The 23858-nt window shown below is 74.7% G+C and carries 13 protein-coding genes; all 13 read left to right on the top strand.

The window, feature by feature from the left end:
• The coding region (locus ACIA6C_RS23640; RefSeq protein ID WP_399278678.1) for a phosphopantetheine-binding protein at window positions 1-635 on the top strand (635 nt) is incomplete at its 5' end.
• Window positions 632-1420, top strand: a complete 789-nt coding sequence (locus ACIA6C_RS23635) for a thioesterase II family protein (protein ID WP_399278676.1) — start codon at window positions 632-634, stop codon at window positions 1418-1420. The genes ACIA6C_RS23640 and ACIA6C_RS23635, both read left to right, overlap by 4 nt.
• 47 nt (window positions 1421-1467) lie before the next feature.
• Window positions 1468-2508: a TauD/TfdA family dioxygenase gene (locus ACIA6C_RS23630; RefSeq protein WP_399278674.1), complete on the top strand. Its 1041-nt coding sequence runs from the start codon at window positions 1468-1470 to the stop codon at window positions 2506-2508.
• A 5-nt stretch (window positions 2509-2513) separates the two neighbouring features.
• Complete coding sequence (locus tag ACIA6C_RS23625) at window positions 2514-4343, top strand: amino acid adenylation domain-containing protein (protein WP_399278672.1); 1830 nt, start codon at window positions 2514-2516, stop codon at window positions 4341-4343.
• A 4-nt stretch (window positions 4344-4347) separates the two neighbouring features.
• Window positions 4348-9567 carry a condensation domain-containing protein gene (locus ACIA6C_RS23620; RefSeq protein ID WP_399278670.1) on the top strand — a complete coding sequence of 1740 codons (5220 nt, stop codon included), beginning with the start codon at window positions 4348-4350 and terminating at the stop codon, window positions 9565-9567.
• 235 nt (window positions 9568-9802) lie between these two features.
• Window positions 9803-11794, top strand: a complete 1992-nt coding sequence (locus ACIA6C_RS23615; RefSeq protein WP_399278668.1) for an NAD-binding lipoprotein — start codon at window positions 9803-9805, stop codon at window positions 11792-11794.
• A gap of 159 nt (window positions 11795-11953) precedes the next feature.
• The gene (locus ACIA6C_RS23610; protein WP_399278666.1) at window positions 11954-19003 is read left to right on the top strand and encodes an amino acid adenylation domain-containing protein; all 7050 of its coding nucleotides are present in this window, start codon (window positions 11954-11956) and stop codon (window positions 19001-19003) included.
• On the top strand, window positions 19000-19206 hold the full coding sequence (locus ACIA6C_RS23605) for an MbtH family protein (RefSeq protein ID WP_361132087.1): 207 nt from the start codon (window positions 19000-19002) through the stop codon (window positions 19204-19206). The genes ACIA6C_RS23610 and ACIA6C_RS23605 overlap by 4 nt, the downstream gene beginning before the upstream one ends.
• A gap of 145 nt (window positions 19207-19351) precedes the next feature.
• On the top strand, window positions 19352-19870 hold the full coding sequence (locus ACIA6C_RS23600) for a cobalamin B12-binding domain-containing protein (protein ID WP_399278664.1): 519 nt from the start codon (window positions 19352-19354) through the stop codon (window positions 19868-19870).
• Entirely contained in the window at window positions 19867-21177 is a 1311-nt protein-coding gene (locus tag ACIA6C_RS23595) for a methylaspartate mutase (RefSeq protein WP_399278662.1), read from the top strand. Before ACIA6C_RS23600 ends, ACIA6C_RS23595 begins: the two co-directional genes overlap by 4 nt.
• A 68-nt stretch (window positions 21178-21245) precedes the next feature.
• Window positions 21246-22229: an asparagine synthetase A gene (locus ACIA6C_RS23590; protein WP_399278660.1), complete on the top strand. Its 984-nt coding sequence runs from the start codon at window positions 21246-21248 to the stop codon at window positions 22227-22229.
• Entirely contained in the window at window positions 22226-23530 is a 1305-nt protein-coding gene (locus tag ACIA6C_RS23585; protein ID WP_399278658.1) for a glutamate synthase-related protein, read from the top strand. Before ACIA6C_RS23590 ends, ACIA6C_RS23585 begins: the two co-directional genes overlap by 4 nt.
• Complete coding sequence (locus ACIA6C_RS23580) at window positions 23527-23841, top strand: hypothetical protein (protein WP_399278655.1); 315 nt, start codon at window positions 23527-23529, stop codon at window positions 23839-23841. Before ACIA6C_RS23585 ends, ACIA6C_RS23580 begins: the two co-directional genes overlap by 4 nt.
• Window positions 23842-23858 lie beyond the last annotated feature (17 nt).

Below are 23858 nucleotides of genomic sequence, written 5' to 3'. Positions count from 1 at the left end.
CCGACACCCAAATCAAAATCCGCGGCTTCCGCATCGAACCCACCGAAATCGAAACCGTCCTCACCACCCACCCCCACATCACCCAAGCCACCCTGTCGACCCACCTCGACCACCACAACACCCCGCAGCTCAGCGCGTACGTGGTCGCCACGGACCCCGAGCTCGCCCCGCAGGACGTGCGCCTGTGGCTGCGCACCCTGCTGCCGGACCACATGGTCCCCGCGTTCGTCGTCCTGCTCGACCGGCTGCCGCTCACACCCAACGGGAAGATCGACAAGCGTGCCCTCCCCGCCCCGCAGGCGGTGCTGAAGGCCGGCGGCCGCACCCCTCGCACCCCGCTGGAACAGCAGGTGCACACGTACTTCGCGGACGTGCTGAACACCTCGGCCCCGCTCTCGATCGACGACAGCTTCTTCGACCACGGCGGCCACTCGCTGCTCGCCGCCCGCCTCACCAACCGCATCTCCACCACCCTCGGCGTCACCCTCACCCTCCGCGACGTCTTCCAGCACCCCACCCCCGCCACCCTCGCCCAGCGCATCGAGACCCTGCGGCAGTCGGCGCCCCGGGCGCCCGGGCGGCCCAGGCCGGCGCTGCGCCGCCGCACCCCCGACACGGAACGGATCTCCTCATGAGCCACGACCAGTACGACGCCACCCCCGCACCCGACGACGTGGTCTGGGACCTGCCCGGCGAGGGCCCCCAGCGCACCTCGCTGCTCGTCCTGCCGCACGCGGGCGGCAACGCCCACGCCTACGCCGAGTGGCGCGCGTACCTCCCGGCGGACGTACGGCTGCTCATCGGCCAGTACCCCGGCCGCGGAGCCCGCTTCGCCGAGGACCTGCCGCGCGACATCAGCGACCTGGCCGGGCCCGTCGTGGCCGCCCTGCCCGCCGGGACCACCGACGACCTCGTGGTCCTGGGACACAGCATGGGCTCGCTGGTGGCGTTCGAGGTCGTCCGCGCCCTCCAGGCGTCCGGCCGCACCCCCCGGGCGCTCGTCGCCTCGGCCTGCCGGGCCCCCTACCTGGCCAACCCGTGCGCCGTGTACCCCGAGCGGCTGGACGACGACGAGCTGGTCGCCGCCATCAAGGAGCGCGGCGGCACCGACGACGGCATCCTCGACGAGCCGGAGCTGCGCGAGATCATCCTGCCCTCCATCCGCGCGGACTTCGCCATTGACGACGTCTACCGCTGCGAGGAGTCGGCCGCCCGGGTGGACTGCCCGGTGACGGTGGTCGGCGGGGACGCCGACCCGGTCGCGCCGGCCGCCTCGCTGGGCCGCTGGGCGCAGATCACCGACCACGCGTTCGCCTCGTACGTCCTGCCCGGCGGGCACTTCTACTTCCAGCAGCAGCTGCCGGACTTCTTCGCCGTACTGGCCCCGGTGGTCGGCGCGCCCGCCACCGCCGCCGCCTGACCCGCACCGCACACTTCCCGACTCCCGCGCCGTTCTAAGGAACTCCCATGACCACGTTCGCCGACGCACCCACCACGACCGGCATCACCCCGGTCCGCGAGCCCGGCAAGCCCGTCGTCGTCCACACCCCGGCCGGCGCCGACCTCGCGTCGGCCGTCGCCTGGCTCACCGCCCACCGCGCCGACATCCAGGCCGAGTTGCACCGAAGCGGTGCGGTACTGCTGCGGGGGCTGCCGGTCGATGACGCCGCGTCCTTCGCCGCGGCCCGGGACGCGCTGATCGAGCGGCGCGCCGGCTACAAGGAGAAGGCCACGCCGCGGACCGACTTCGGCGAGGGGGTGTTCTCGTCCACCGACCTGCCGGCCGTGCAGCCGATCCGGCTGCACAACGAGAACAGCTACACCCTGGACTTCCCGGGCGTGCTCCTCTTCGGCTGCGTGACCGCCCCCGAGGAGGGCGGCGCGACCACCGTCGGCGACATGCGCGAGGCCCTGCGCCTGCTGCCGCCGGAGCTGGTGGAGCGCTTCGCCCGGGCCGGCTGGCTGCTCGTGCGCAACTACTCGGAGCTGGCCGGGCTGCCCTGGTACAAGACCTTCGCGACCCAGGACAAGGCCGTCGCCGAGGCGTACTGCGAGGAGAACACGGTCGGCTACGAGTGGGTCGACGAGGACGACTCGATGATCACCCGGCAGCGCCGCTCCGCAATCGTCACGCACCCGGTGACCGGGGAGAAGACCTGGTTCAACCACTTCGCCTTCTGGAACAGCCGCACCCTGGACCCGGACGTCCGCGAGGTGCTCGTGGAGACGTACGGGGAGGACGGCCTGCCGTTCAACACCTACCTGGGTGACGGCTCCCGGCTCACCGACGCCGAGGTCGACGCGATCAACGCCGTCTACGACCGGGTCACCGTACGGGAGACCTGGCAGCAGGGCGACCTGATGATCGTGGACAACATCCTGTGCGCGCACGGCCGTGAGGCGTACATGGGCGACCGGAAGATCCTCGTCGCCATGGGCGAGCCGGTCGCGCTGGCCGACTGCTCCCCCGAGACCCAGCCGTCCACCACCGTTTTCGCCGGGGAGTGACCACCATGACCGCCCTGCTTCCCGAGCGTCCCCGTACCCACGAGGGCACGGACGCCCCCGCCGATCTGCTGGCCCGCCTCGCGCTCGCCCCCGCCGCACGCACCGCCGTCGTCGCCGGGGACCACGAGCTGACCTTCGCCGCACTGCGCGCGGAGGCGATGCGCATCGCCGGGCGGCTCGCCGCCCGCGGCATCGGGCCGGAGAGCGTGGTCGCGCTGTGCCTGCCCCGCGGTGCCTCGCTGGTCGCCGCCCTGATCGGCACCCTGACCGCGGGGGCTGCCTACCTGCCCGTCGACCCGAAGCTGCCCGCCGAGCGGCGCCGCTACCTGGTGGAGGACTCGGGCGCCGACCTGGTGGTCGTGGCCGACGCCGCGGCCGTACCGCCGGCGCCCGGCGTGGCGGCGGTTGCCGTGGCCGAACTGAGCGCGCCCGACGGGGAGGAGGCCGTGTTCGCCCCCGTGCCGGTGAACGGTGACACCCTCGCCTACGTCATCTACACCTCCGGCTCGACGGGCCGCCCCAAGGGCGTGGAGATCGGCCGGGGAGCCGCCTCCGCACTGCTGGCCGAGCTGGAGGGCGCGGGCATCGCCGCCACCGAGGGCGGCCGGGTCGGCTGGAACGCCTCGCCGTCCTTCGACGCCTCCGTGCAGCAGTGGGTCCGGGTGTGCCGGGGTGACACCCTGGTGATGATCGACGACGAGACCCGCGCGGACCCGGCGCTGCTGGCCGCACTGATCGACGAGCAGGCGCTGACCGACCTCGACATCACGCCCTCGCACGCCGATCCGCTGCTGGACCTGCTCGGTGCCGACGGCGGTCCGCGTCCGCTGACGCTGCTGGTCGGCGGTGAGGCGATCAGCCCCGCGCTGTGGCGGCGTCTGGGCGAGCGCGGCGCGCAGGGGGTGCTGCGGACGGTCAACCTGTACGGGCCCACCGAGTGCACCGTCGACGCCACGGCGGGCTGGGTGGACCCGGCCGACGCGCCGCACATCGGGAGCGTGCTGCCGGGCCTGCGGATGCGGGTGCTGGACGAGAAGCTGAACCCGGTGGCGGAGGGTGACAGCGGCGAGCTGTACCTGGCGGGCCCGCGCGTGGGCCGCGGCTACCGGCGCCGCCCGGGCCTCACGGCGGAACGGTTCGTGGCGGACTGCGGGGAGGCGGCCGGGTACGGCGGCCGGATGTACCGCACCGGTGACCTCGTACGGCTCCTGCCGGGCGGCCGGCTGGCCTACCTGGGCCGGGCCGACGGGCAGGTCAAGCTCCGCGGTCACCGGATCGAACTCCCCGAAATCGAGGCGGCGTTGACCGCGATGCCGGAGATCGCCGAAGCGGCCGTCGTGCTGCGGGACGAGGTCCACGGCGCGCCCGGTCTGGTCGCCTACCACCGCGGCTCCGTCAGCGGGTCCGAGCTGCGCTCCCGGCTGGCCGCCGTGCTTCCGGCCTACATGCTCCCGGCGGCCTTCGTCGCGCTGGACCGCTTCCCCACCACCACCAACGGCAAGCTGGACCGGGCCGCGCTGCCCGCCCCGTCCACGGACCCGGTAGCAGCGCCCAGCGCGGCGGCCGGCGGGATGACCCGCTCGCAGGAGCTGATCGCCGGGGTGTGGGCGAGCGTCCTGGGCGCCTCGCACATCGGGCCGGACGACAACTTCTTCAAGCTGGGCGGCCATTCCCTGCTCGCGATCAAGCTGGTGTCGCGGGTCCGCGCCGAACTGCGGGTGGCGCTCCCGGTGAAGGCCGTGTACGCCAACCCCCGGCTGCGGGACCTCGCCGCACACATCGACACCCTCGTGGAGGCGACCGCCGCGGCGGCCGCCGAGCGCCAGGACGGATGAGGACATGACCGTGATCCCGTTGTCGTTCGCCCAGCGGCGGCTGTGGTTCCTGGGCCGGCTGCACGGCCCGTCCGCCGCCTACAACGCCCCCGTCGTCCTGCGCCTCGACGCGGAACCCGACGTCGACGCCCTCGGAGCGGCACTCGCCGACGTGGTGGAGCGGCACGAGGTGCTGCGCACCGTCCTGCCGGCGGGAGCGGACGCGGAGCCCTGCCAGCGGGTGCTGGACGCGGCCGCCGTGCCGCCGCTCGCGGAGGTACGGTGCGCGGCGGCCGAACGGGACACGGCCGTGGCCGCGTTCGTCCGCGAGACGATCGACATCACCGCCGAACCGCCGCTCCGGGCGCGGCTGTTCACCTTCGGTGACGGGACGCCGGTCCTGGCCCTGCTGATCCACCACGTGGCCACCGACGGGCTGTCCGTACGCCCGCTGCTGCGCGACCTCGCCCGGGCGTACGAAGCCCGGCTCGCCGGGCGGGCACCGGCCTGGGAGCCGCTGCCCGTGCAGTACACGGACTACAGCCTCTGGCAGCACGAGCTGCTCGGGGACCCCGCCGACCCGGACAGTCTGGCCCGGGAGCAGCTGGACCACTGGCGGGCCGCCCTCGACGGCGCTCCCGCGGTGATCGACCTGCCCTCCGACCGGCCTCGGCCCGTCGAGCCCTCGGGCCGGGGCGCCCTGGTGGCCGGACGGCTCGACGCGGCGGCGCACGGCGGGCTGCTCGCCCTGGCGCGCGGACAGCGGGCGAGCCTGACCATGGTGGCCCGCGCGGCACTCGCGGCCGCGCTGTCCGCCTGCGGGGCCGGTGAGGACGTGGTGATCGGCGCGCCCGTGGCGGGGCGCCCGGACGAGGACCTGTACGACCTGGTCGGCTTCTTCGTCAACTCCCTCGCGCTGCGTACCGATCTGTCGGGCAATCCGACCGTCGGTGAGCTGGTGGGCCGGGTCCGGGACGCGGACCTGGCGGCGTTCGAGCACCAGGAGCTGCCCTTCGACCTGCTGGTGGAGCACCTGGCGCCCGAACGGGCTCTGGGCCACCACCCGTTCTTCCAGGTGATGCTGACGGTGGAGGCGGGCGGCGAGGCGCACCCGGGGGTGGCGCTCGGCGGCGGTGTCGGCGCCCGGCTCACGGATGTGGGCCTGGACTCCGCGAAGTTCGACCTCACCTGGTACTGCGCCGAGCGGCACACCGCGGACGGGCGTCCGGACGGGGTCGAGGTCTGCCTGCAGTACGCCTGCGACCTCTTCGACGAGGCCACGGCCCGGCTGCTGCTGGAGGTCTACGTACGGACCCTGGAGGTCTTCGCCGCCGACCCGCTGCGCCGACCCGCCGACGCGGGCCTGCTGGGGGCGCAGGAGTCGGCGGCCCTGGACCGGAGGCCCGCGCGGACGGCCGCCGTGTCCCGCCCGCAGGGCGGCGCCCCGGCGCCGGCACGGCGGGACGTCCTGTCCCCCCGCGAGGAGATCCTGTGCGGGCTGTTCGCGGAGGTACTGGGCCGGGAGGAACTGGCCGCCGACGCCAACTTCTTCCGCAACGGCGGGCATTCGCTGCTGGCGGGCAAACTGGTCAACCGGATCCGGGGGGCACTCGGCCTGGAACTCGGCATCCGCGACCTGTTCCTCGCCCCCACCCCGTCCGCCCTGCACCGGCGCCTGGCCGAGCGGGGCGCGGTGGCCGGGGCCAGGCCCGCTCTGACCGCCGCAGCCGGCCGGCCGGAGCGGATCCCGCTGTCCGCCGCGCAGCGCGCGCTGTGGCTGGTCGGCCGGATCGAGGGCCCCTCCGCCACGTACAACGCCCCGCTGGTGCTGCGCCTGGACGGGGTGCCCGGCCGGGAGGCCCTCTCGGCCGCGCTGGCCGACGTCGTGGAGCGGCACGAGGTGCTGCGCACCGTGTACGGGGCCGAGGGCGGGGAACCGTACCAGCGGGTCCTGGACACCCCGGCGGAGCTGATGGAGAGCGTCGAGTGCACTCCGGGCGACCTGGAGGAGCGGGTGGCGCGCTTCGGCCGGGAAACGTTCGACCTGGCGGCCCGGCCCCCCTTGCGCGTCCGGCTCTTCCTGCCGGGCGACGGCACCTGCGTGCTGGTCCTGCTCGTCCACCACATCGCCACCGACGGCTGGTCCCTGTCCCCCCTGCTGCGGGACCTGGGCGAGGCGTACGAGGCCCGGTGCGCGGGCCGGGCGCCCCGGTGGCGCCCGCTACCGGTGCAGTACGCCGACTACGCGCTCTGGCAGGCGGACCTGCTGGCCGACCCGGCCGCGCTGCTCGACCACTGGAAGACGGCCCTGGACGGGATGCCCGCCCGGACCCGGCTGCCCGCCGACCGGCCGCGCCCCGCCGAGCCCTCGGGCCGCGGAGCCACCCTGACGGCGCGGCTCGACGCGCAGGCGCACCGCGGGCTGGCGGCGCTGGCCCGCACCCGGCGGGCCAGCCTGTTCATGGTGGCCCGCTCCGCCCTGGCGGCGGCCCTGTCCGCCACCGGCGCCGGCCCGGACCTGGCGATCGGCACACCCGTGGCCGGCCGCCCCGACCAGGACCTGCACGAGATGGTCGGCTGCTTCGTCAACTCCCTCGTCCTGCGCGCCGATCTGTCCGGGGACCCGGCGGTCGGCGAACTGGTCGAGCGGGTCCGCGACGCCGACCTCGCGGCCTTCGACCACCAGGACCTGCCCTTCGGCCTGCTGGTGGAGCACCTGTCCGAGGAAGGCGGCCGCACCCTGGGCGAGCACCCCTTCTTCCAGGTGATGCTGACCGTGCAGGAGGCGGCGCAGGACACGGTGCGGCTCGGCCCGCTCACCGGGCGCGCCACGAGCACCGACCTCGGCGCCGCGAAGTTCGACCTCTCCTTCCACTGCGCCGAACGCCGCTCGGCGGACGGCGGCCCGGACGGGCTCGACGTGTACGTCCAGTACGCGCAGGACCTGTTCGACGAGCCCACCGCGCGGCTGTTGCTGGAGGTGTTCGTGCGGGCGCTCGGCGCCTTCGCCGCCTCGCCGGACGCCCGGCTGGGCGAACTGGGGCTGCTCACGGAGCCGGAGCGGCGGGGGATCGCCGAGCGCCGGGCACGGCTCGCGGCCGCTGCGGCCACCCCGGCAGCGCCCGTACCGGCGCACGGGACGGCGAGCCCCTCCCCTCGCGAGGAAATCCTGTGCGGCCTCTTCGCCGAGGTCCTCGGCCGGGACCGGGTCGGCCCGGCGGAAAACTTCTTCAAGGCGGGCGGGCATTCGCTGCTCGCCAGCAAGCTCGTGAACCGCATCCGGTCCGTACTGGGCGTCGAGACGGGGATCCGGGACCTGTTCCTGGCCCCCACGCCGGCCGCCCTGCACCACCGCCTCGGCTCCGCGTCGGGGACCTCGCGGCCCGCGCCCGCGCCCGTACCGCCGGAGCGGCGTCCCGAGCGGATCCCGCTGTCGTACGCACAGCGCCGGCTGTGGTTCACCGACCAGCTGGAGGGCCCCTCCCCGACCTACAACATCGCGCTCGTGCGGCGGCTGGAGCGGCCGCTCGACCCGGCGGCGCTGGCCGGGGCACTGGCGGACGTGGCTGCCCGGCACGAGGTGCTGCGCACCGTGTACGGGGCCGAGGGAGGGGAGCCGTACCAGAAGGTGCTGGTGGGCGCCCGCCCCCAGCTGGAGCTGGCCCGGCCCGCGGACGTGCAGGCCGCGGTCGACGAGGCGGCCGCGTACGTCTTCGACCTGGCGCGCGAACTCCCCTTCCGGGCGTGGCTCCTCCTGCCCGAGGGGGACGGCCCGCAGACGCTGGTCCTGCTGCTGCATCACATCGCGGCGGACGGCTGGTCGACGGAGCCGCTGCTCGCGGACCTGGCGGCGGCCTACGAGGCGCGGCTGGCCGGGAACGCGCCGCGCTGGGAACCGTTGCCCGTCCAGTACGCCGACTACGCGCTGTGGCAGCGCGAGCTTCCCACGGAGGATGAACTCGCCTACTGGGAGCGGGTTTTGGCAGGGCTGCCGCCGCTGATCGACCTGCCCACGGAGCGGCAGCGGCCGGCCGAGCCGTCGGGCCGGGGCGCGGTCACCGGGTTCTCGGTGACCCCGGACACGCACCGGCGGCTGGCCCGGGTCGCGCACGCGCACGGCGCCACCCTGTTCATGGTGGTGCAGGCGGCGCTCGCCGCGGCGCTGACCCGGCTCGGGGCGGGAACCGACCTCGCGGTGGGCACGGCGGTCGCGGGCCGCTCCGACGAGGCGCTGTCGGGGCTGGTCGGGTTCTTCGTGAACACGCTGGTGCTGCGCACCGACACCTCCGGGGACCCGTCCTTCGGCGAGCTGCTGGGCCGGGTGCGGGACGCTGACCTGGCCGCCTACGAGCACCAGGACCTGCCCTTCGACCGGCTGGTGGAGCACCTCAACCCGCACCGGTCGGCCGCCCACGAGGCGCTGGTGCAGGTGATGCTCCAGGTAGGCCCGGCGGCCGCGGCCCCGCACTGCGCAGCCGGTCCGCTGGCGGGCGAGGAACTCAACCACCGCTCCGGATCGGCCAAGTCGGACCTCACGTTCGCCCTGACGGAGAACACGGGCGGCGGGATGTCCGGAGTCCTGGAGTACGCGACCGACCTGTACGGCCCCTCGGGCGCCCGGCGCCTGGCCGGCCTGCTGGTGGCGGCGCTGGACCTGTTCGCGGCGGACCCCTCGCTGCGGGTCGGGGACCTCCCCGCACCGGCGGACCGACGTCCGGCCGACCGGCCCCTGGTCGGCGGCTACCGCATCGATCCGGGCCACGTCGCGGCGGTGCTCGCGGAGCACCCTGCGGTGACCCGGGCGCGGGCCGAGGCGGCGGACGGCCGGCTGGTCGCCCACGCCGAGGGGGCGGTCACCGAGGCGGAACTCCAGGCCTGGGCGGCGGAGCGGCTGCCGGAGTACGCGGTGCCTTCGGTGGTCCACCTCCCCGCGGCCGCACCACAGCCGCAGGCCCCGGCGGACGAAGGCCTCACGACGGCCCTGCTGCGGCTGTTCGCGGAGGTGCTGGAGAACGGCCGGGTCACGGCGGACGCCAACTTCTTCAAGTCGGGCGGGCATTCGCTTCTCGCGGTCCGGCTGGTCAACCGGGTACGGGCGGAGCTGGGCCGGGAGCTCACCATCCGGGAGGTCTTCCGCCACCCGACCCCGGCGAAACTGGCGGCCCTGCTGGCGGCAGCCGCGCCGGCCGCCGCCCCCGCCCCGGCCCTGCGCCGCCGCACCCGGTCGGGGGCACGCGTCCACTGAGACGTTCCGCAGGGCCCGGCGCCTCCGGTGCCGGGCCCTGCGGCGCGTCACGGACGTTCACACCCGCCGGGACACTCGCAAAAAGTGCCGAATGCTCACGCGAAGGACGGAACCGGCACAACCAACGCCTTCGCCGCGTCCCCGGGCCGACTAGCGTGGCGCAGGTAGACACCACCGATGACCGGAACCCGGCGCCCGCCCGGGCGGACATCGCGAGCTGCCCGAAGGACCCCGGTTGACGGATCGCAGGACGGCACGACAGCGCGGCGGCTCCAGGTGGCCCCGTACCCGCTACCGGTTCGACACCGTCATGGCCCGCGGGACGTCGGTCCTGATCGGCTGGCTCACGCTGGTCTGCCTGGCCATCGTCGTCCCCGCCAGTGCCGCTCTGGTCTGGGCCGACCCCGGCGCCCCCCGCACCTGGCCCGGGCGGCTCGTCGCGGTCTGGGTCAGCGTCGGCCAGACCTTGAAGATCGGCGGCGCCGTCGGCAGCCCGCTCTACGTGCTGCTCTCGGTCGTGCTGGCCCTCGTCGCCCTGCTGTTCGTCTCCACCCTGGTCAGCCTGATCACCACCGGCCTCAACGACAAGGTCTTGGCGCTGCGGCGCGGCCGTTCGACCGTGCTGGAACAGGGGCACTCGGTACTGCTCGGCTGGTCGGAGCAGGTCTTCCCCATCGTCTCCGAGCTGGTGGCCGCCAACTCCAACCAGCGCCGGGCCGTCGTCGCCGTCCTCGGCCCGAAGGACAAGGCGGAGATGGAGGACGAGATCGCCACCGCGATCGGCCGGCTCGGCCGCACCCGGCTGATCTGCCGGACCGGGGTGACCACCGATCCCGCGGTGATCGCCCTCGTCAGCCCGCACACCGCGCGCTCCGTCCTGGTCCTCTCCCACGACGGCGAGGACGGCGACGCGCACGTGGTCAAGACGCTGCTCTCCTTGGAGGCGGCCGTGCGCGGGCGGGGCCGCCCCACGGTCGTGGCCGCGGTCCGCGACGGCCGCCACCACCGCGCGGCGCAGCTGGCCGCCGGACGCCACGGGCGGGTGCTGAACATCGAGGAGGTCACCGCCCGGCTGATCGCGCAGACGTCCCGGCAGCCCGGGCTCTCCCTCGTCCACCAGGAGCTGCTGGACTTCGCCGGGGACGAGTTCTACACGGTCGGCGCACCGGCCCTCGCCGGACGCACCTTCGGCGAGCTGCTCCTCGCGTACGCCACGTCGAGCGTCGTCGGCATCCTGCGGGCCGGCGGCGCGGTCGAACTCGGTCCCGCATCAGGCACGGTACTGGCCGGTGAGGACCGCGTCATCGTCATCACCGAGGACGACGACACCGCCGTGCCGGTGGAGCGGCCGCTCGCCGTCGACGAGGACGCGATCGTTGCGCCCGGGCCGGTGAGCGCGTCGCCCGAGCGCGTCCTGCTGCTGGGGTGGAACCGGCAGGCCCCGCTGATCCTGGAGCAGCTGGACCTGAGCGTGCCCCCGGGCACCGCCCTGACGGTCGTCGCGCAGGGCGGCGAAGCACTGCGGGAAGCCGGCCGCACGGGGCGTTCGGCGCGCCGGATGCGGGTCCGGGTCCACGACGGGGACATCACCGACCCGCGGGTGCTGGAGCACCTGGACGTCCTGTCGTTCGACCGGGTGATCGTCCTCGGGTACGACGCCACGGACCGGACGGCCGGCGCGCTCGCGGGGGACGACCGGACGCTGGTGACGCTGCTGCACCTGCGGGCCCTGGAGGAGGCCTCGGGCCGCGAACTGGCCGTGGTCACCGAGATGAGGGACGACCGCAACAGGCTGCTCGCCCCGGCCCGGGCCGGGGCCGACTTCATCGTCGGCGGCCGGCTCGTCAGTCTGCTGATGACACAGATCGCCGAGAACCGCCACCTCGCCGAGGTCTTCGAGCTCCTGTTCGCGGCTGACGGCCCCGGCCTCCACCTCGCTCCCGCCGCGCACTTCGTGCGGCTCGGGCGGTCCGTCCCGTTCGCCACGGTGGTGGAGTCCGGGCGGCGGCGCGGGCTCTGCGTCATCGGGTACCGGCTCCACGGGGACAGCGCGCTCGGCCCCTCCTACGGTGTGCGGCTCAACCCCGACAAGCGGGACCCCGTGCGCTTCGACGCCGCGGACTCGGTCATCGTGCTGGCCCCGGAACCCGTACACCGCGCCGCCGTGCCAAGACCGGCCCGGCCCGGTGAGCGTTCCTCCGCCCCGGCCGGGCCCGGCGGCTCCTGACGGGCGGTCCGCGCACGGGCCCCGGACCGGCGGCAGTTGCGGGCGGCAGGAGCGGAGCGGGAGCTGCCGCGGGGACTGCCCGCCGGGGGCCCGCGGGGTACCTAGCGTGGAGGCCACGGAGTCCTCTCCGCACCCTTCCCCTCGCCTGGAGGCCCCGCGATGCCCTCGACCGCCCCCACCGCCTCCGCCGTCCTGGACGGCGGACCGGCGATCACCCCCGCACCCGGTGTGCTCGACCGGATCGCCGCCCAGGACGCCGAGCGCGTCGCGCTGGTGGACGGCGGGCGCCGGCTGACCTACGGGCAGCTCGCCCTCGCGGTGGCCTTCCGCGCCGACGAGCTGGCGGCTGCGGGGGCGGGTCCCGGGCGGCTGGTCGCCGTGCACCGGCCCCGGGGCGTCGACGCCGTGGTGGGACTGCTGGCGGCCCTGCGGACCGGGGCCGCGTACCTCCCCCTTGACCCGGGAGCACCGGCCGCGCGCAACGCCTCGATCCTCGCCGACTGCGCCGGAGCCGACGTAACGCTCAGCGAGGGCGACGTGGTGCTGCCCGGCCCGGGGGTCGCCGAGGACGCCGCCTACCTGATCTACACCTCCGGTTCCACCGGCACGCCCAACGGCGTCGTCGTCGGCCGCGAGGCGCTGGCCCACTTCGTGGCCGGGGCCACCGCCCGGTACGGCATCACCTCCGAGGACCGGGTCCTGCAGTTCGCGCCGCTGCACTTCGACGCGAGCGTCGAGGAGGTCTTCCTGACCCTCGGCGCCGGCGGCACGCTCGTCCTGCGCGACGAGGACATGCTCGACGTCCCCGGGCTGCTGGCCGGCTGCGCGGCGCACGGCATCACCGTCCTCGACCTGCCCACCGCCTACTGGCACGAGCTGGCGCACGCCCTCGCCACCGGAGCCGCCGAACTCCCGCCGACGCTGCGGACGGTGGTCATCGGCGGAGAGGCCGCGCTGCCCGAGCGGGTCGCGCAGTGGTGCCGGACGGTGGACCCGGACCGGGTGCGGCTGCTGAACACCTACGGCCCGACCGAGGCGACGGTGGTGGCCACCGTGGCCGACCTGTCCCGGCACCCGGGCGGACCGGTGCCGATCGGACTGCCCCTGCCCGGGGTCCGGGCGGCCGTGGTCGACGGCGAACTGTGGCTGCTGGGCGGCGGGCTGGCACACGGCTACCTGGGCCGGGCCGAGCTGACCGCCGCCCGCTTCGCTTCGCTGGAGGGGCAGCGGGCCTACCGGACCGGCGACCTGGTCCACGTACGCGAGGAGGACGGGCAGCTCGGCTTCCAGGGCCGCGCCGACGACGAGGTGAAGATCAACGGGCACCGGGTGGACCCGGGGTCCGTGGAGTCGGTCCTCACCGGCCATCCCGGCGTGCGCGAGGCGGCCGTCGTCCCCCGGGAGACGCCCGACGGAGTCAAGCGGCTCGTGGCGTTCGTGGTCGCCGACGCCGGGGTGAGCGCCGCCGCGCTGCGCTCCGCCGTACGGGCCGCGCTCCCCGCCGCAGCCGTGCCGAGCGCGGTGAACCTGGTCGAGGCCCTGCCCCGGACCTCCTCCGGCAAGATAGACCGCAAGCAGCTCAAAGCACCGGTGGACGACAGCGGCGCCGACCGCGTCTTCGACGGGGCGGTCCTGCCCGCCGAGGACCGGGTGCCGCTCTCCTTCGCCCAGCGCCGCCTGTGGTTCCTGGCCGGTCTGGAGGGGCCGTCGGCCACCTACAACCTGCCGCTCGTGCTGCGGCTGGACGCCGTCCCCGACCGGCGGGCGCTGGCGGCGGCCCTCGCCGACGTCGTGGAGCGGCACGAGGTGCTGCGCACCGTGTACCCGGCCGTGGACGGCGAGCCCTACCAGCACGTCCTCCCGGCGCCCGAGGTGCCGCTGACGGTACGGGACTGCACGCCGGAGGAACTGGCCCCCCTGGTCGCCCGCTTCACCGCCGGCACCTTCGACCTCGGCGCCCACCTCCCGCTGCGGGCCCGGCTGTTCCTGCCCGGCGACGGCTCGGCGACCCTCGCGCTGCTGACCCACCACATCGCCACCGACGGCTGGTCGGTCCCGCCGCTGCTGCGCGACCTCGGGCAGGCCTACGAGGCCCGGCTGGACGGCGGCGCTCCGCAGTGGGAGCCGCTTCCGGTGCAGTACGCCGACTACACCCTGTGGCAGCAGGAACTCCTGACCGATCCGGCCCCGTTGCTGGCCCACTGGCGGGACGCGCTCGACGGGATGCCGGCCGTCCTGGACTTGCCCGCCGACCGGCCCCGGCCCGCCGAGCCGACCGGAGAGGGCGCCACCCTGGTCGCCCGGCTGGACGCGGGCGCGCACCGCCGGCTGGCGGCGCTCGCGCAGGAACGCGGGGCGAGCGTGCTGATGGCCCTCCAGCCGGCGCTCGCCCTGGCCCTGGCCGCCGCCGGTGCCGGTACGGACCTCGCGATCGGCACCCCGGTGGCCGGGCGGGGCGACGAGGCCCTCTCCGATCTGGTCGGCTTCTTCGTCAACACCCTCGTCCTGCGCACCGACGTCAGCGGCGGAGCCTGCTACGCGGAACTCGTGGACCGGGCGCGCGAGGCGGACCTGGCGGCCTACGCCCACCAGGAACTCCCCTTCGACCTGCTGGTGGAGCACCTCAACCCGGAACGCGGCCTGGCCGTGAACCCGTTCTTCCAGGTGATGCTGACCGTGCAGGAGGAGGGCGACACGGCCCTGTCCCTGGGCGGCGGCCTGGAGGGCCGCTTCGTGGAACCCGGCCTGGAAGCGGCCAAGTTCGACCTCAGCGCCTCCTGCGTGGAGCTCCCGGACGGCGGCCTGGAGGTGTGGTGGCAGTACGCCGCGGACCTCTTCGACGCCCCGACGGCGCAGCTGCTGCTGGACGTCTTCCTGCGGGCCCTGTCCCGGGCGGCGCAGGACCCGCACGCCCCGACCGGCGACGCCGCGCCCGCGCTGCTCACCGAGGAGGAGGCCGCGGGTCTGGCGGAGCGCCGGGAGCGGCTCGTACGGGCCCGCGCGCTTGAGCCGGTGCCCGCGGCCACGGCCGGGGACCCCGCCGTGACGGAGGTGCTGTGCACGCTGTTCGCGGAGGTGATCGGTCTGGGCCGGGTGGCTCCCGACGAGAACTTCTTCTCCGTGGGCGGGCACTCCATGATGGGCGTGCGCCTGGTCAACCGGATCCGGGCCACGCTCGGCGTCGAGGCCCGGATCCGCGACCTGTTCCTCGCCCCGACCCCCGCGGAGCTGGCCGTGCGCCTGCTGCGCGAGGCCGCGCCCGCCGGACGGCCCGCACTGGTCCCCGTACCGCCGCAGGAGCGGCCCGAGCTGCTGCCGTTGTCGTACGCGCAGCGCCGGCTGTGGTTCGTGGACCAGCTGGAGGGGCCGAGCCGCTCCTACACCATCCCGTTCGCGCTGCGGCTGGACCGGCCGCTGGACCCGGCGGTGCTGGCCGAGGCCCTCGCGGATGTCGCCGGGCGGCACGAGGTGCTACGCACCGTGTACCCGGCCGTGGACGGTCAGCCGTACCAGCGGGTGGTGGACGCGGCCCGGCCCGTGCTGGACCTGGTCACCGCGGGACCGGACGGGCTCGACGCCGCCGTGGACGAAGCCGCCGGCCACGTGTTCGACCTCGCCGCCGAACTCCCCTTCCGCGCCTCGCTGATCAGCGCGGGTCCCGCCCGGGTGCTGGTGCTGCTCGTCCACCACATCGCGGCCGACGGCTGGTCCACCGGCCCCCTGCTGGCCGACCTGGCCGCCGCCTACGAGGCCCGGCTGGCCGGGGCGGCGCCGGCCTGGCAGCCGCTGCCGGTGCAGTACGCCGACTACACGCTGTGGGAGCGGGCCGCCCTCGACGGGGAGGCCGCCGCCGGACACCTCGCCTACTGGCAGCAGACCCTCGGCGACGCGCCGCCCGTGCTGGAGCTGACCTCCACCCGTACCCGGCCGGCCGACGCCTCGCACCGAGGCGCGGCCGTCCCCCTCGAACTGGACGCCGCGACGCACGCCCGGCTGGAGGAGCTCGCCCTGGAGCACGGGACGACGCTGTTCACGGTGGTGCAGTCGGCCTTCGCGGCCCTGCTGACCCGGCACGGCGGGGGCACCGACCTGCCGCTGGGCACGGTGACCGCAGGCCGGGACGACGAGGCGCTCAGCGACCTGGTCGGCTTCTTCGTCAACACCCTGGTCCTGCGCTGCGACACCTCCGGCGACCCGCGCTTCTCGGAGCTGCTGCGCCGGGTGAAGGACACCGACCTCGCGGCCTACGCCCACCAGGACGTGCCCTTCGACCTGGTGGTGGAGCGGCTGAACCCGGTGCGCTCCACGGCCCACCACCCGCTGGTGCAGGCGATCGTCCAGGTCCATCCGGCCGAACCGCAGACCCCGCCCGGGGCGGCGCTGGCCGGGACCCCGCTGGGCACCGCCTCCGGGTTCACCAAGTTCGACCTCACGGTGTCCCTGCGGGAGGTCCGGAGCGCCGAGGGGGCTCCGCTCGGGCTGGCCGGCGTACTGGAGTACGCGACGGACCTCTACGACGCGGACACCGCGGCCCTGCTGGCGACGCATCTGGCCCGCATCCTGCGGGCGGTGGCCGAGGACCCCGGGCAGCGGATCGGCGACGTACGGCTCATGACCGCCGAGGAGGAGTTCCGGCTGGTCACCGAGTACAACGACACGGCGACCCCGCAGGCACCGTGCGGGCTGGTGCACGAGCGGTTCGCGGCGCAGGCCCGGCGGACCCCCGACCGCATCGCGCTCTCGTACGGGGAGGAGACCCTCACCTTCGCGGAGCTGGACCGGCGCGCCAACGCGCTGGCCCACCGGCTGATCGGGGCGGGCGTGCCGCGGGACGGGACGGTCGCCGTCCTGATGGACCGCACGCCGCACCTGCTGGTGGCGGCGCTGGCGGTGCTCAAGTGCGGCGCCGCGTACGTACCGCTGGACCCGCGGCTGCCCGAGGCCCGCGTCCGCATGATCACCCAGGACGTGGCGGCGACGGTCCTGCTGACGCAGGAGGCGTACCTGGACAAGCCGGCGGTCGTGCAGGAACGCGCCGCCGGTCTGCGGGTCCTCGCCGTCGACACCTTCGTGCCCGACGGGGACACCACCGATCCGGGGGTCGCGGTCGGTGAGGACGCCCTGATGTACGTGATGTTCACCTCCGGCTCCACCGGCCGGCCCAAGGGCGTCGGCGTCACCCACCGCAACGTGGTCGAGCTCGTCACCGACCGGTGCTGGAACCTCGCCAACCACCGTCGGATGCTGGTCCATTCGGCGATCGGGTTCGACGCCTCCACCTACGAGCTGTGGGTGCCGCTGCTGGGCGGCGGGCAGCTCGTCATCGCCCCGGGCGACGGGACCGACGTCGCCGAACTCGACCACACCATCCGCACCTACGGCGTCACCGCCGCCTACTTCACGATGGGCCTGTTCCACATCATGGCCGACGAGGGCCTGGACACCCTCAAGCTCCTGCGCGAGGTCTGGACCGGCGGTGACGTGGCCTCGCCCAGCGCCCTCCAGCGGGTCCTGACGCACTGCCCCGAGACCGTGCTCGTCCACTCCTACGGTCCCACGGAGACGACCTTCGCCTCCCACCAGCAGCGCTTCCCGCTCGCGCAGCGCACCCTGCACGGCGTGTACCTCGGGTCGGCGCTCGACAACACCCGCGTCCACGTCCTGGACGAGCGGCTGCGGCCCGTGCCGCCCGGGGTCGCCGGGGAGATGTACCTCGCCGGAACCCAGGTGGCCCGCGGTTACATCGGCCGGCCCGGTCTGACGGCGGAACGGTTCGTCGCCGACCCCTTCGGCGCCGACGGCGGCCGGATGTACCGCACGGGAGACCTGGTGCACTGGACCCCGGACGGTGAACTGCGGTTCATCGGGCGGGCCGACGGACAGATCAAGCTGCGCGGCTTCCGGATCGAACCCGGCGAGATCGAGGAGACCCTGGCCCGGCACCCGGGGATCGGGCAGGTCACCGTGGTCGTCTTCGAGGACGGTCCCGGCGGCAAGCGGCTCGTCGCGTACGCGGTCCCGCGCACCGGTCACACCCTCACCGAGGCCGGGCTGCTGCGCTGGGCGGCGGACGAACTCCCCGAGCACATGGTGCCCTCGGCGGCCGTCCTGCTCGACGCCATCCCGCTGACCGTCAACGGCAAACCCGACCGCAAGGCCCTGCCCGCGCCCGCCCCGGCCGCGCGGCCCCACGGACGGGCCCCGCGCACGCCGCGCGAGGAGATCCTGTGCGGGCTGTTCGCCGAGGTCCTGGGCGTCGAAGGCGTCGGCATCGACGACAACTTCTTCGGCATGGGCGGACATTCGCTGCTCGGGGTCCGCCTGGTCAGCCGGATGCGGACCGTCCTGGGACTGGAGCGCGGGGTCCGCGACCTGTTCCGGACCCCGACCGTGGCCGGACTGCTGGGCGACGAACCCACCGGGTTCGACCCGATGGGGGTGCTCCTGCCCCTCAACACCCGCGGTTCGCAGGCCCCGTTGTTCTGCATCCATCCCGGTACGGGCGTCGGCTGGCCCTACGCCGGGCTCACCCGGCACCTGGGGCCCGACCAGCCGCTGTACGCGATCCAGGCGCGGGCGCTGAGCGAACTGGGCCACTCCCCCGAGTCGGTGGAGGAGATGGTCGAGGACTACCTGCCGCTGATCCGGGAGGTCCAGCCGCACGGCCCGTACCGCTTCCTCGGCTGGTCCTTCGGCGGGACGGTCGCGCACGCGCTCGCCGTCCGGCTGGCGGAGCTGGGCGAACGCACCGACCTGCTGGCCATGATGGACGTCCATCTGCTGCCCACCGAACCGGTGCGGCGCCGGATGACGCCCGCGCAGAAGCGGGACATGCTCGTCGGGGACGCCACGGACGAGCCGGCGGACGCGCCGTTCGACGTCGACGCCCTGATCGGCCTGGTCCGGTTGAAGGACCCGGTGCTCGGGGCCTTCTCCGACGCGGAGATCCGCTCCGTGATCGGCGCCTCCGTGAACCACGCCGAAATCATGAACCTGTACGCCCCGCGCCCGGTCGCCACGGACCTGCTCTTCCTGGCGGCCATCGAGGACGGGGAAACGGAAAACACCCTCGCGCAGCACTGGATCCCTTATATCGAGGGCCGCGTGGAAAATCACGTCATCGGCGTTCCGCACACCAGAATGGGTGAACCGGAACCGCTCGCTTTGATCGGCCGTATTCTTTCCGAGAAATTGAGGAGTCTGTCATGACCAACCCGTTCGACGACAACGAGGGCACCTTCAACGTCGTGGTGAACGCCGAGGGCCAGCACGCCCTGTGGCCCGTCTTCGCCGACGTTCCCGCAGGCTGGGACGTGGTGTGGGGCGAGGGGACGCGGGCCGACGCGCTCGCGTACGTGGAGGAGAACTGGACGGACATCCGCCCGAAGAGCCTGGTCGCACAATACTCGTAGACGGTCTGCGCCGATCGAGGAGCCGTGTCCCGCGTTGCGGGGCGCGGCTTCTCGCGTACCCCTCTTCGAAATCCATTTCGGAATTCCTCCATACTGCCGCAGGAACTTCCCCTCGACCGGTCGATCGCTTTCTATATTTCTCGGTATGCGACGAAGGAATGTGAACATCCTGCTGACGGGTACGGCGTCCGATTCCCATACCTGGAACCTCGTCTACCTCCAGCTCTTCCTGGAGGAGCTCGGGCACCGGGTCCACAACCTGGGGCCCTGCGTGCCGGACGACCTGCTGGCCGGCGTCTGCGCGGACCGCGACCCGGACCTCGTCGTGGTCAGCAGCGTCAACGGGCACGGCTACCGGGACGGGCTCGGCGCCGTCAGGGCGCTGCGGGCCCGCGGACTGACGGGGCCCGTCGTCATCGGCGGAAAGCTCGGCGTGGCGGGCGAGGCCGACCCGCGGCAGCGGGGCCGGCTGCTCGACGCGGGCTTCGACGCCGTCTTCGACGACGGCGACGTCGGACGACTGCGCAGCTATCTGGGCAGCTTGCCGCGGGCGCGCGTCCGGGCCGGTGCCGGTGCCACGGCCGGTTTCGCTGCCGGCGCCGACGCCCTGGCCGGTGCCGAGGCCGGTGTCATGGCCGGTGCCCGTGGGCGGGCCGTCGCATGACCGCCGCCACGCTCGCCGCACCGGACGTGGCCGCCCCCTCCTTCGCCGCCGCCGCGGGATTCGGTGCCTTCGTCGGCGCCTGCGCGGCCGCCGGGCAGCTCGTCGTCCAGCCCCGGATGGGTTTCAGCGATCCGCACCGGATGCGCGACGGGCTGGAGCGGACCAAGTCGGCGTTCGCCACCACCGTCGGCACGCTCACCATCGACAGCTACACCCGGGTCGGCGCCCACGCCGCCGCCCGCGCCGCCCTGGCCGAGGGCACACCGCTCAACGGCTACCCGATCGCCACCCACCCCACCGCACGGACCCGGTCGCTCCTCGACGGGGTCCGGGACGCCGGGTTCCCCGTCCAGGTCCGCCACGGCTCCTCTCGCCCCGAGGCCATCGTCCGCGCGCTCGCCGCCGCCGGGCTGGACGCCACCGAGGGCGGCCCGGTCTCCTACTGCCTGCCCTACGGCCGGACCCCGCTCGCCGAGTCCGTGGACAACTGGGCCCGCTGCTGCGAACTGCTCGCGGCACTGACGGCGGCTCCGCGGACGCCACACGTGGAGAGTTTCGGCGGCTGCATGCTCGGGCAGCTCTGCCCGCCCGGGCTGCTGGTGGCACTGAGCCTGCTGGAGGGCATGTTCTTCGTGCAGCACGGCATCCGGTCCGTCTCCCTCAGCTACGCGCAGCAGACCGACCCCGCCCAGGACACCGAGGCGGTGCGCGCCCTGGGCCGGCTGGCCGAGGAGTTCCTGCCCGCGGCGGTGGACCGGCACGTGGTCCTCTACACCTACATGGGGGTGTTCCCCTGCACCGCCCGCGGTGCCACCCGGCTGCTGGAGGCCTCCGCGCGGCTGGCCGTGCGCGCCGGGGCGCAGCGCCTGATCGTGAAGACCGCCGCGGAGGCCCACCGGATCCCGACCGTGCAGGAGAACGTACGGGCGCTGGAGACGGCGGCGGCGACCGCCGCGCTGACCGAGCGCCCGGCCCTGACCGGGGACCCCGCGGACAGCGAGGTCTACCGGGAGGCGCGGGCCTTCGTGGAGGCCGTGCTGGAGTTCGGCGGCGACCTCGGGCGCTCGCTGCGGACGGCCTTCGCGCGCGGCGTGCTGGACGTCCCGTACTGCCTGCACCCGGACAACGCGGGCCGTTCGCGCAGCTTCGTCGGCCCCGACGGGCGGCTGCGGTGGTCGGAGGTCGGCGCGATGCCGGTCGCACCGTACTCCGGGTCCGGCGGGCGCACACCGATGACATCGGACGGGCTGCTCGCGGCCCTCCACGGCCTGGCCCGGCGCTTCGACGAGGGCGAGACCGCCACGTGAACCGGCCCGCGCAGGGCCCCTTCCCACCCCTCGGCATACCGACCCACCCGATCTCGACAGGAGTCGACATGGAGATCCAGACCCCTCCCCCGCTCGGTGAACACCTGCGCTCGCCGCGGCTGCGCTCCGCGATGCTGGTGCAGCAGGAAGCCCTGTACGCGGCGCGCGCGTTCCTGCGCGGCGAGGGCTTCGTGGAACTGCTGCCGCCGCTGGTCGGCCCGGTCACGGACCCGGGCGGCCGGGGCGCCAAGGCCCTGGACGTCGACTACTACGGCGCGCCGTACAAGCTGATGACCAGCGCGATCCTTTACAAGCAGGCCTCGCTGGAGGGGTTCCCCCGCCTGTTCTACATCGCGCCGAACGTCCGCGTGGAGCCGCCGGAGACGGCGTCCACCGGGCGGCACCTGGTGGAGTTCCACCAGATCGACGTGGAGATGGCCGGCGCCACGCGCCACCAGGTGCAGGAGATCGCGGCGGGGCTGCTGACGCACGTGGTGGACCACGTGTGGACGGCGGTACCGGACGTGCTGCGCGAACTGGGCCGGGAGGAACTGGACTTCACCGAGCTCCGGCAGGGCAAGTTCGACTCCTGCACCCACGAGGAGGCGGTGGCCCGCCTGCTGGGCCGGGGCCACCCGCAGAGCCCTGACGCGGAGATCGACTGGGAGGGCGAGAAGGTGCTCTCGCTGGAGGCCGACCGGCCGTTCTTCATCAACGACTACCCCAAGGGCTCGCGCGGCTTCTACGACCGCGAGGACCCCGAACGCCCGGGCGTACTGCGCAACTTCGACCTGATCGCCCACGGCGGTTACGGGGAGCTGGTCAGCGGCAGCGAGCGCGAGTCCGACTACGCGGCGATCGTCACGCGGATGCGGGAGAGCGGGGAGAACCCGGCGAAGTACGCCTGGTACCTGGAGCTCGCCCGTGAGGGCATCGAGGCCAGCGCCGGCTTCGGCATGGGCCTGCAGCGCCTGGTCCGGTTCCTGACCGGGCTGGACGCACTGTGGCAGGTCAGCGCCTACCCGAAGCTGCCGGGGGTGATCGCGCCGTGAGCGGGGCACTGGGCGCGGCGGGCTTCCCCGAGCAGGCGGTACGGTCCCGGGCCCGCGCGGGCACGGCCGAGGTGTTCCCGGCCGCGGATTCCTACGGCGCGCAGCTGTACGGGGCCGCGGCCCAGGGGGCACCGGACCCGCCGGACCCGCTGGACGAACTGCGGCTCGTACCGCCGGTGTTCATGCCGCGGCGGCTGGAGAAGCTGATCGAGCTGGGGCGGGAGCCCTCGTACGAGGACGTGGACCTGCGCACGACCGTCGGCGGCTTCGTCGCTGAGCTGCCGCTCTACCTGTCGGCGTTCGGGTCCACCCGGGCGGGCAGCGGGGACCTCGGGGTGGCGGCGGGCCGGCAGGCGGCGCGGCTCGGCATCCCGATGGTGATCGGCGAGAACATGGTGCCGGTGCACGGGTACTCCCGTGGCGGCGACGGCATGCGGTCGGCGCTGCTGGAGCGGATCACGGCGTACGCGGAGAGCGTCGCGGACGGCGTCGGCGGCGTGGTGGTGCAGCAGTCGACCGAGGACGCCGACTCGGAGGTGTGGAACCTCCTCTACAGCGACCCGGGCACACGGGCACTGCGGGACTCCGGCCGCCTCGGCTTCGAGCTGAAGGTGGGCCAGGGGGCGAAGCCGGGACTGGGCGGGATGACGGTGGTCGGCGCCGGCGAAGGCGAGCGGCTGGCCGGGCAGTTCACCGTCCGGGACCTGCTGGGCGAGCGCGGCCGGCTGCTGCGGTGCGCGACCCCGGGCACCTTCACCGAGGAGATCGTCCGCCAGCAGCTGCGGTTCATGCGGAACAACTTCCCGCTGGCCCGCACCTGGGTGAAGTTCCATCCCGGCCGGGACATCGCGCGGGCCGCGGCCACCGCGTGGGCGGCGGGCGCCGACGCGGTGACGGTGGACGGCGCCGAGGGCGGCACCGGCTGGGCGCCCCGCGTCTTCCTCGACCAGGTCGGCCTGCCGCTCGGGGAGTGCCTGCGCCGGATCGGCACCCCGGCCGGGGACCTGCTCGCCACGGGCCGGATCTGGGAAGGCGGTCGCGCGGTGCGGGCACTGGCGCTCGGGGCGACGGCCGTGGGCCTGGGCCGGGCGGCGCTGCTCGCGGTGGACGAGGATCCGCGGGAAGGCCTGGTCCGGCTGGTGCGGGCACTGGCGCTGGAGACCCGCCTGCTGGTGAGCGCCGTCGGCAAGTACCGGGTCGTCGACCTGGACCCGGAGGACCTGTGGTCGCCCGGCGCCGCCGGACCGGAGACCCCCGCACCGCGAACCTCGCGGTCCGTGCCGGCCGGGGAGCGGTCGTGACGGCCCGCTCCGGGTCCGCCCGTCGGCCCGGGCGGCTGCGGCCCGGGCCGCTGCGGGCCGGGAGCGGACGGCCCTACGGGCGGCGGCCGCGCCCGGTGCGGGCGCGGTTCCGGCTCTCCGAGCTCCCCGGGGTCACGGCCGCCCCCGCCTGCGCCGCCGGCGCCGCCGCCGCTTCGCGGGCCCTGGCCCGGGCGGGACTCGGCCACCTCGGCGGCCACCTCGCCCTGCGCGGCCCTGCCGGGGTCCGCGCGGGGGATCTGGCGCGGGCGGCGGAACGCGCCGTAGCGGCCGCCCTGCGGCGCGCCCGCTGACCGGGCCGCCCGCGCAC

Source organism: Streptomyces sp. NPDC051578 (assembly GCF_044454045.1).
Classification (GTDB): Bacteria; Actinomycetota; Actinomycetes; order Streptomycetales; family Streptomycetaceae; genus Streptomyces.
Note: the sequence above shows the minus strand (reverse complement) of the source record. Positions and strands in the feature narration are given on the sequence as shown.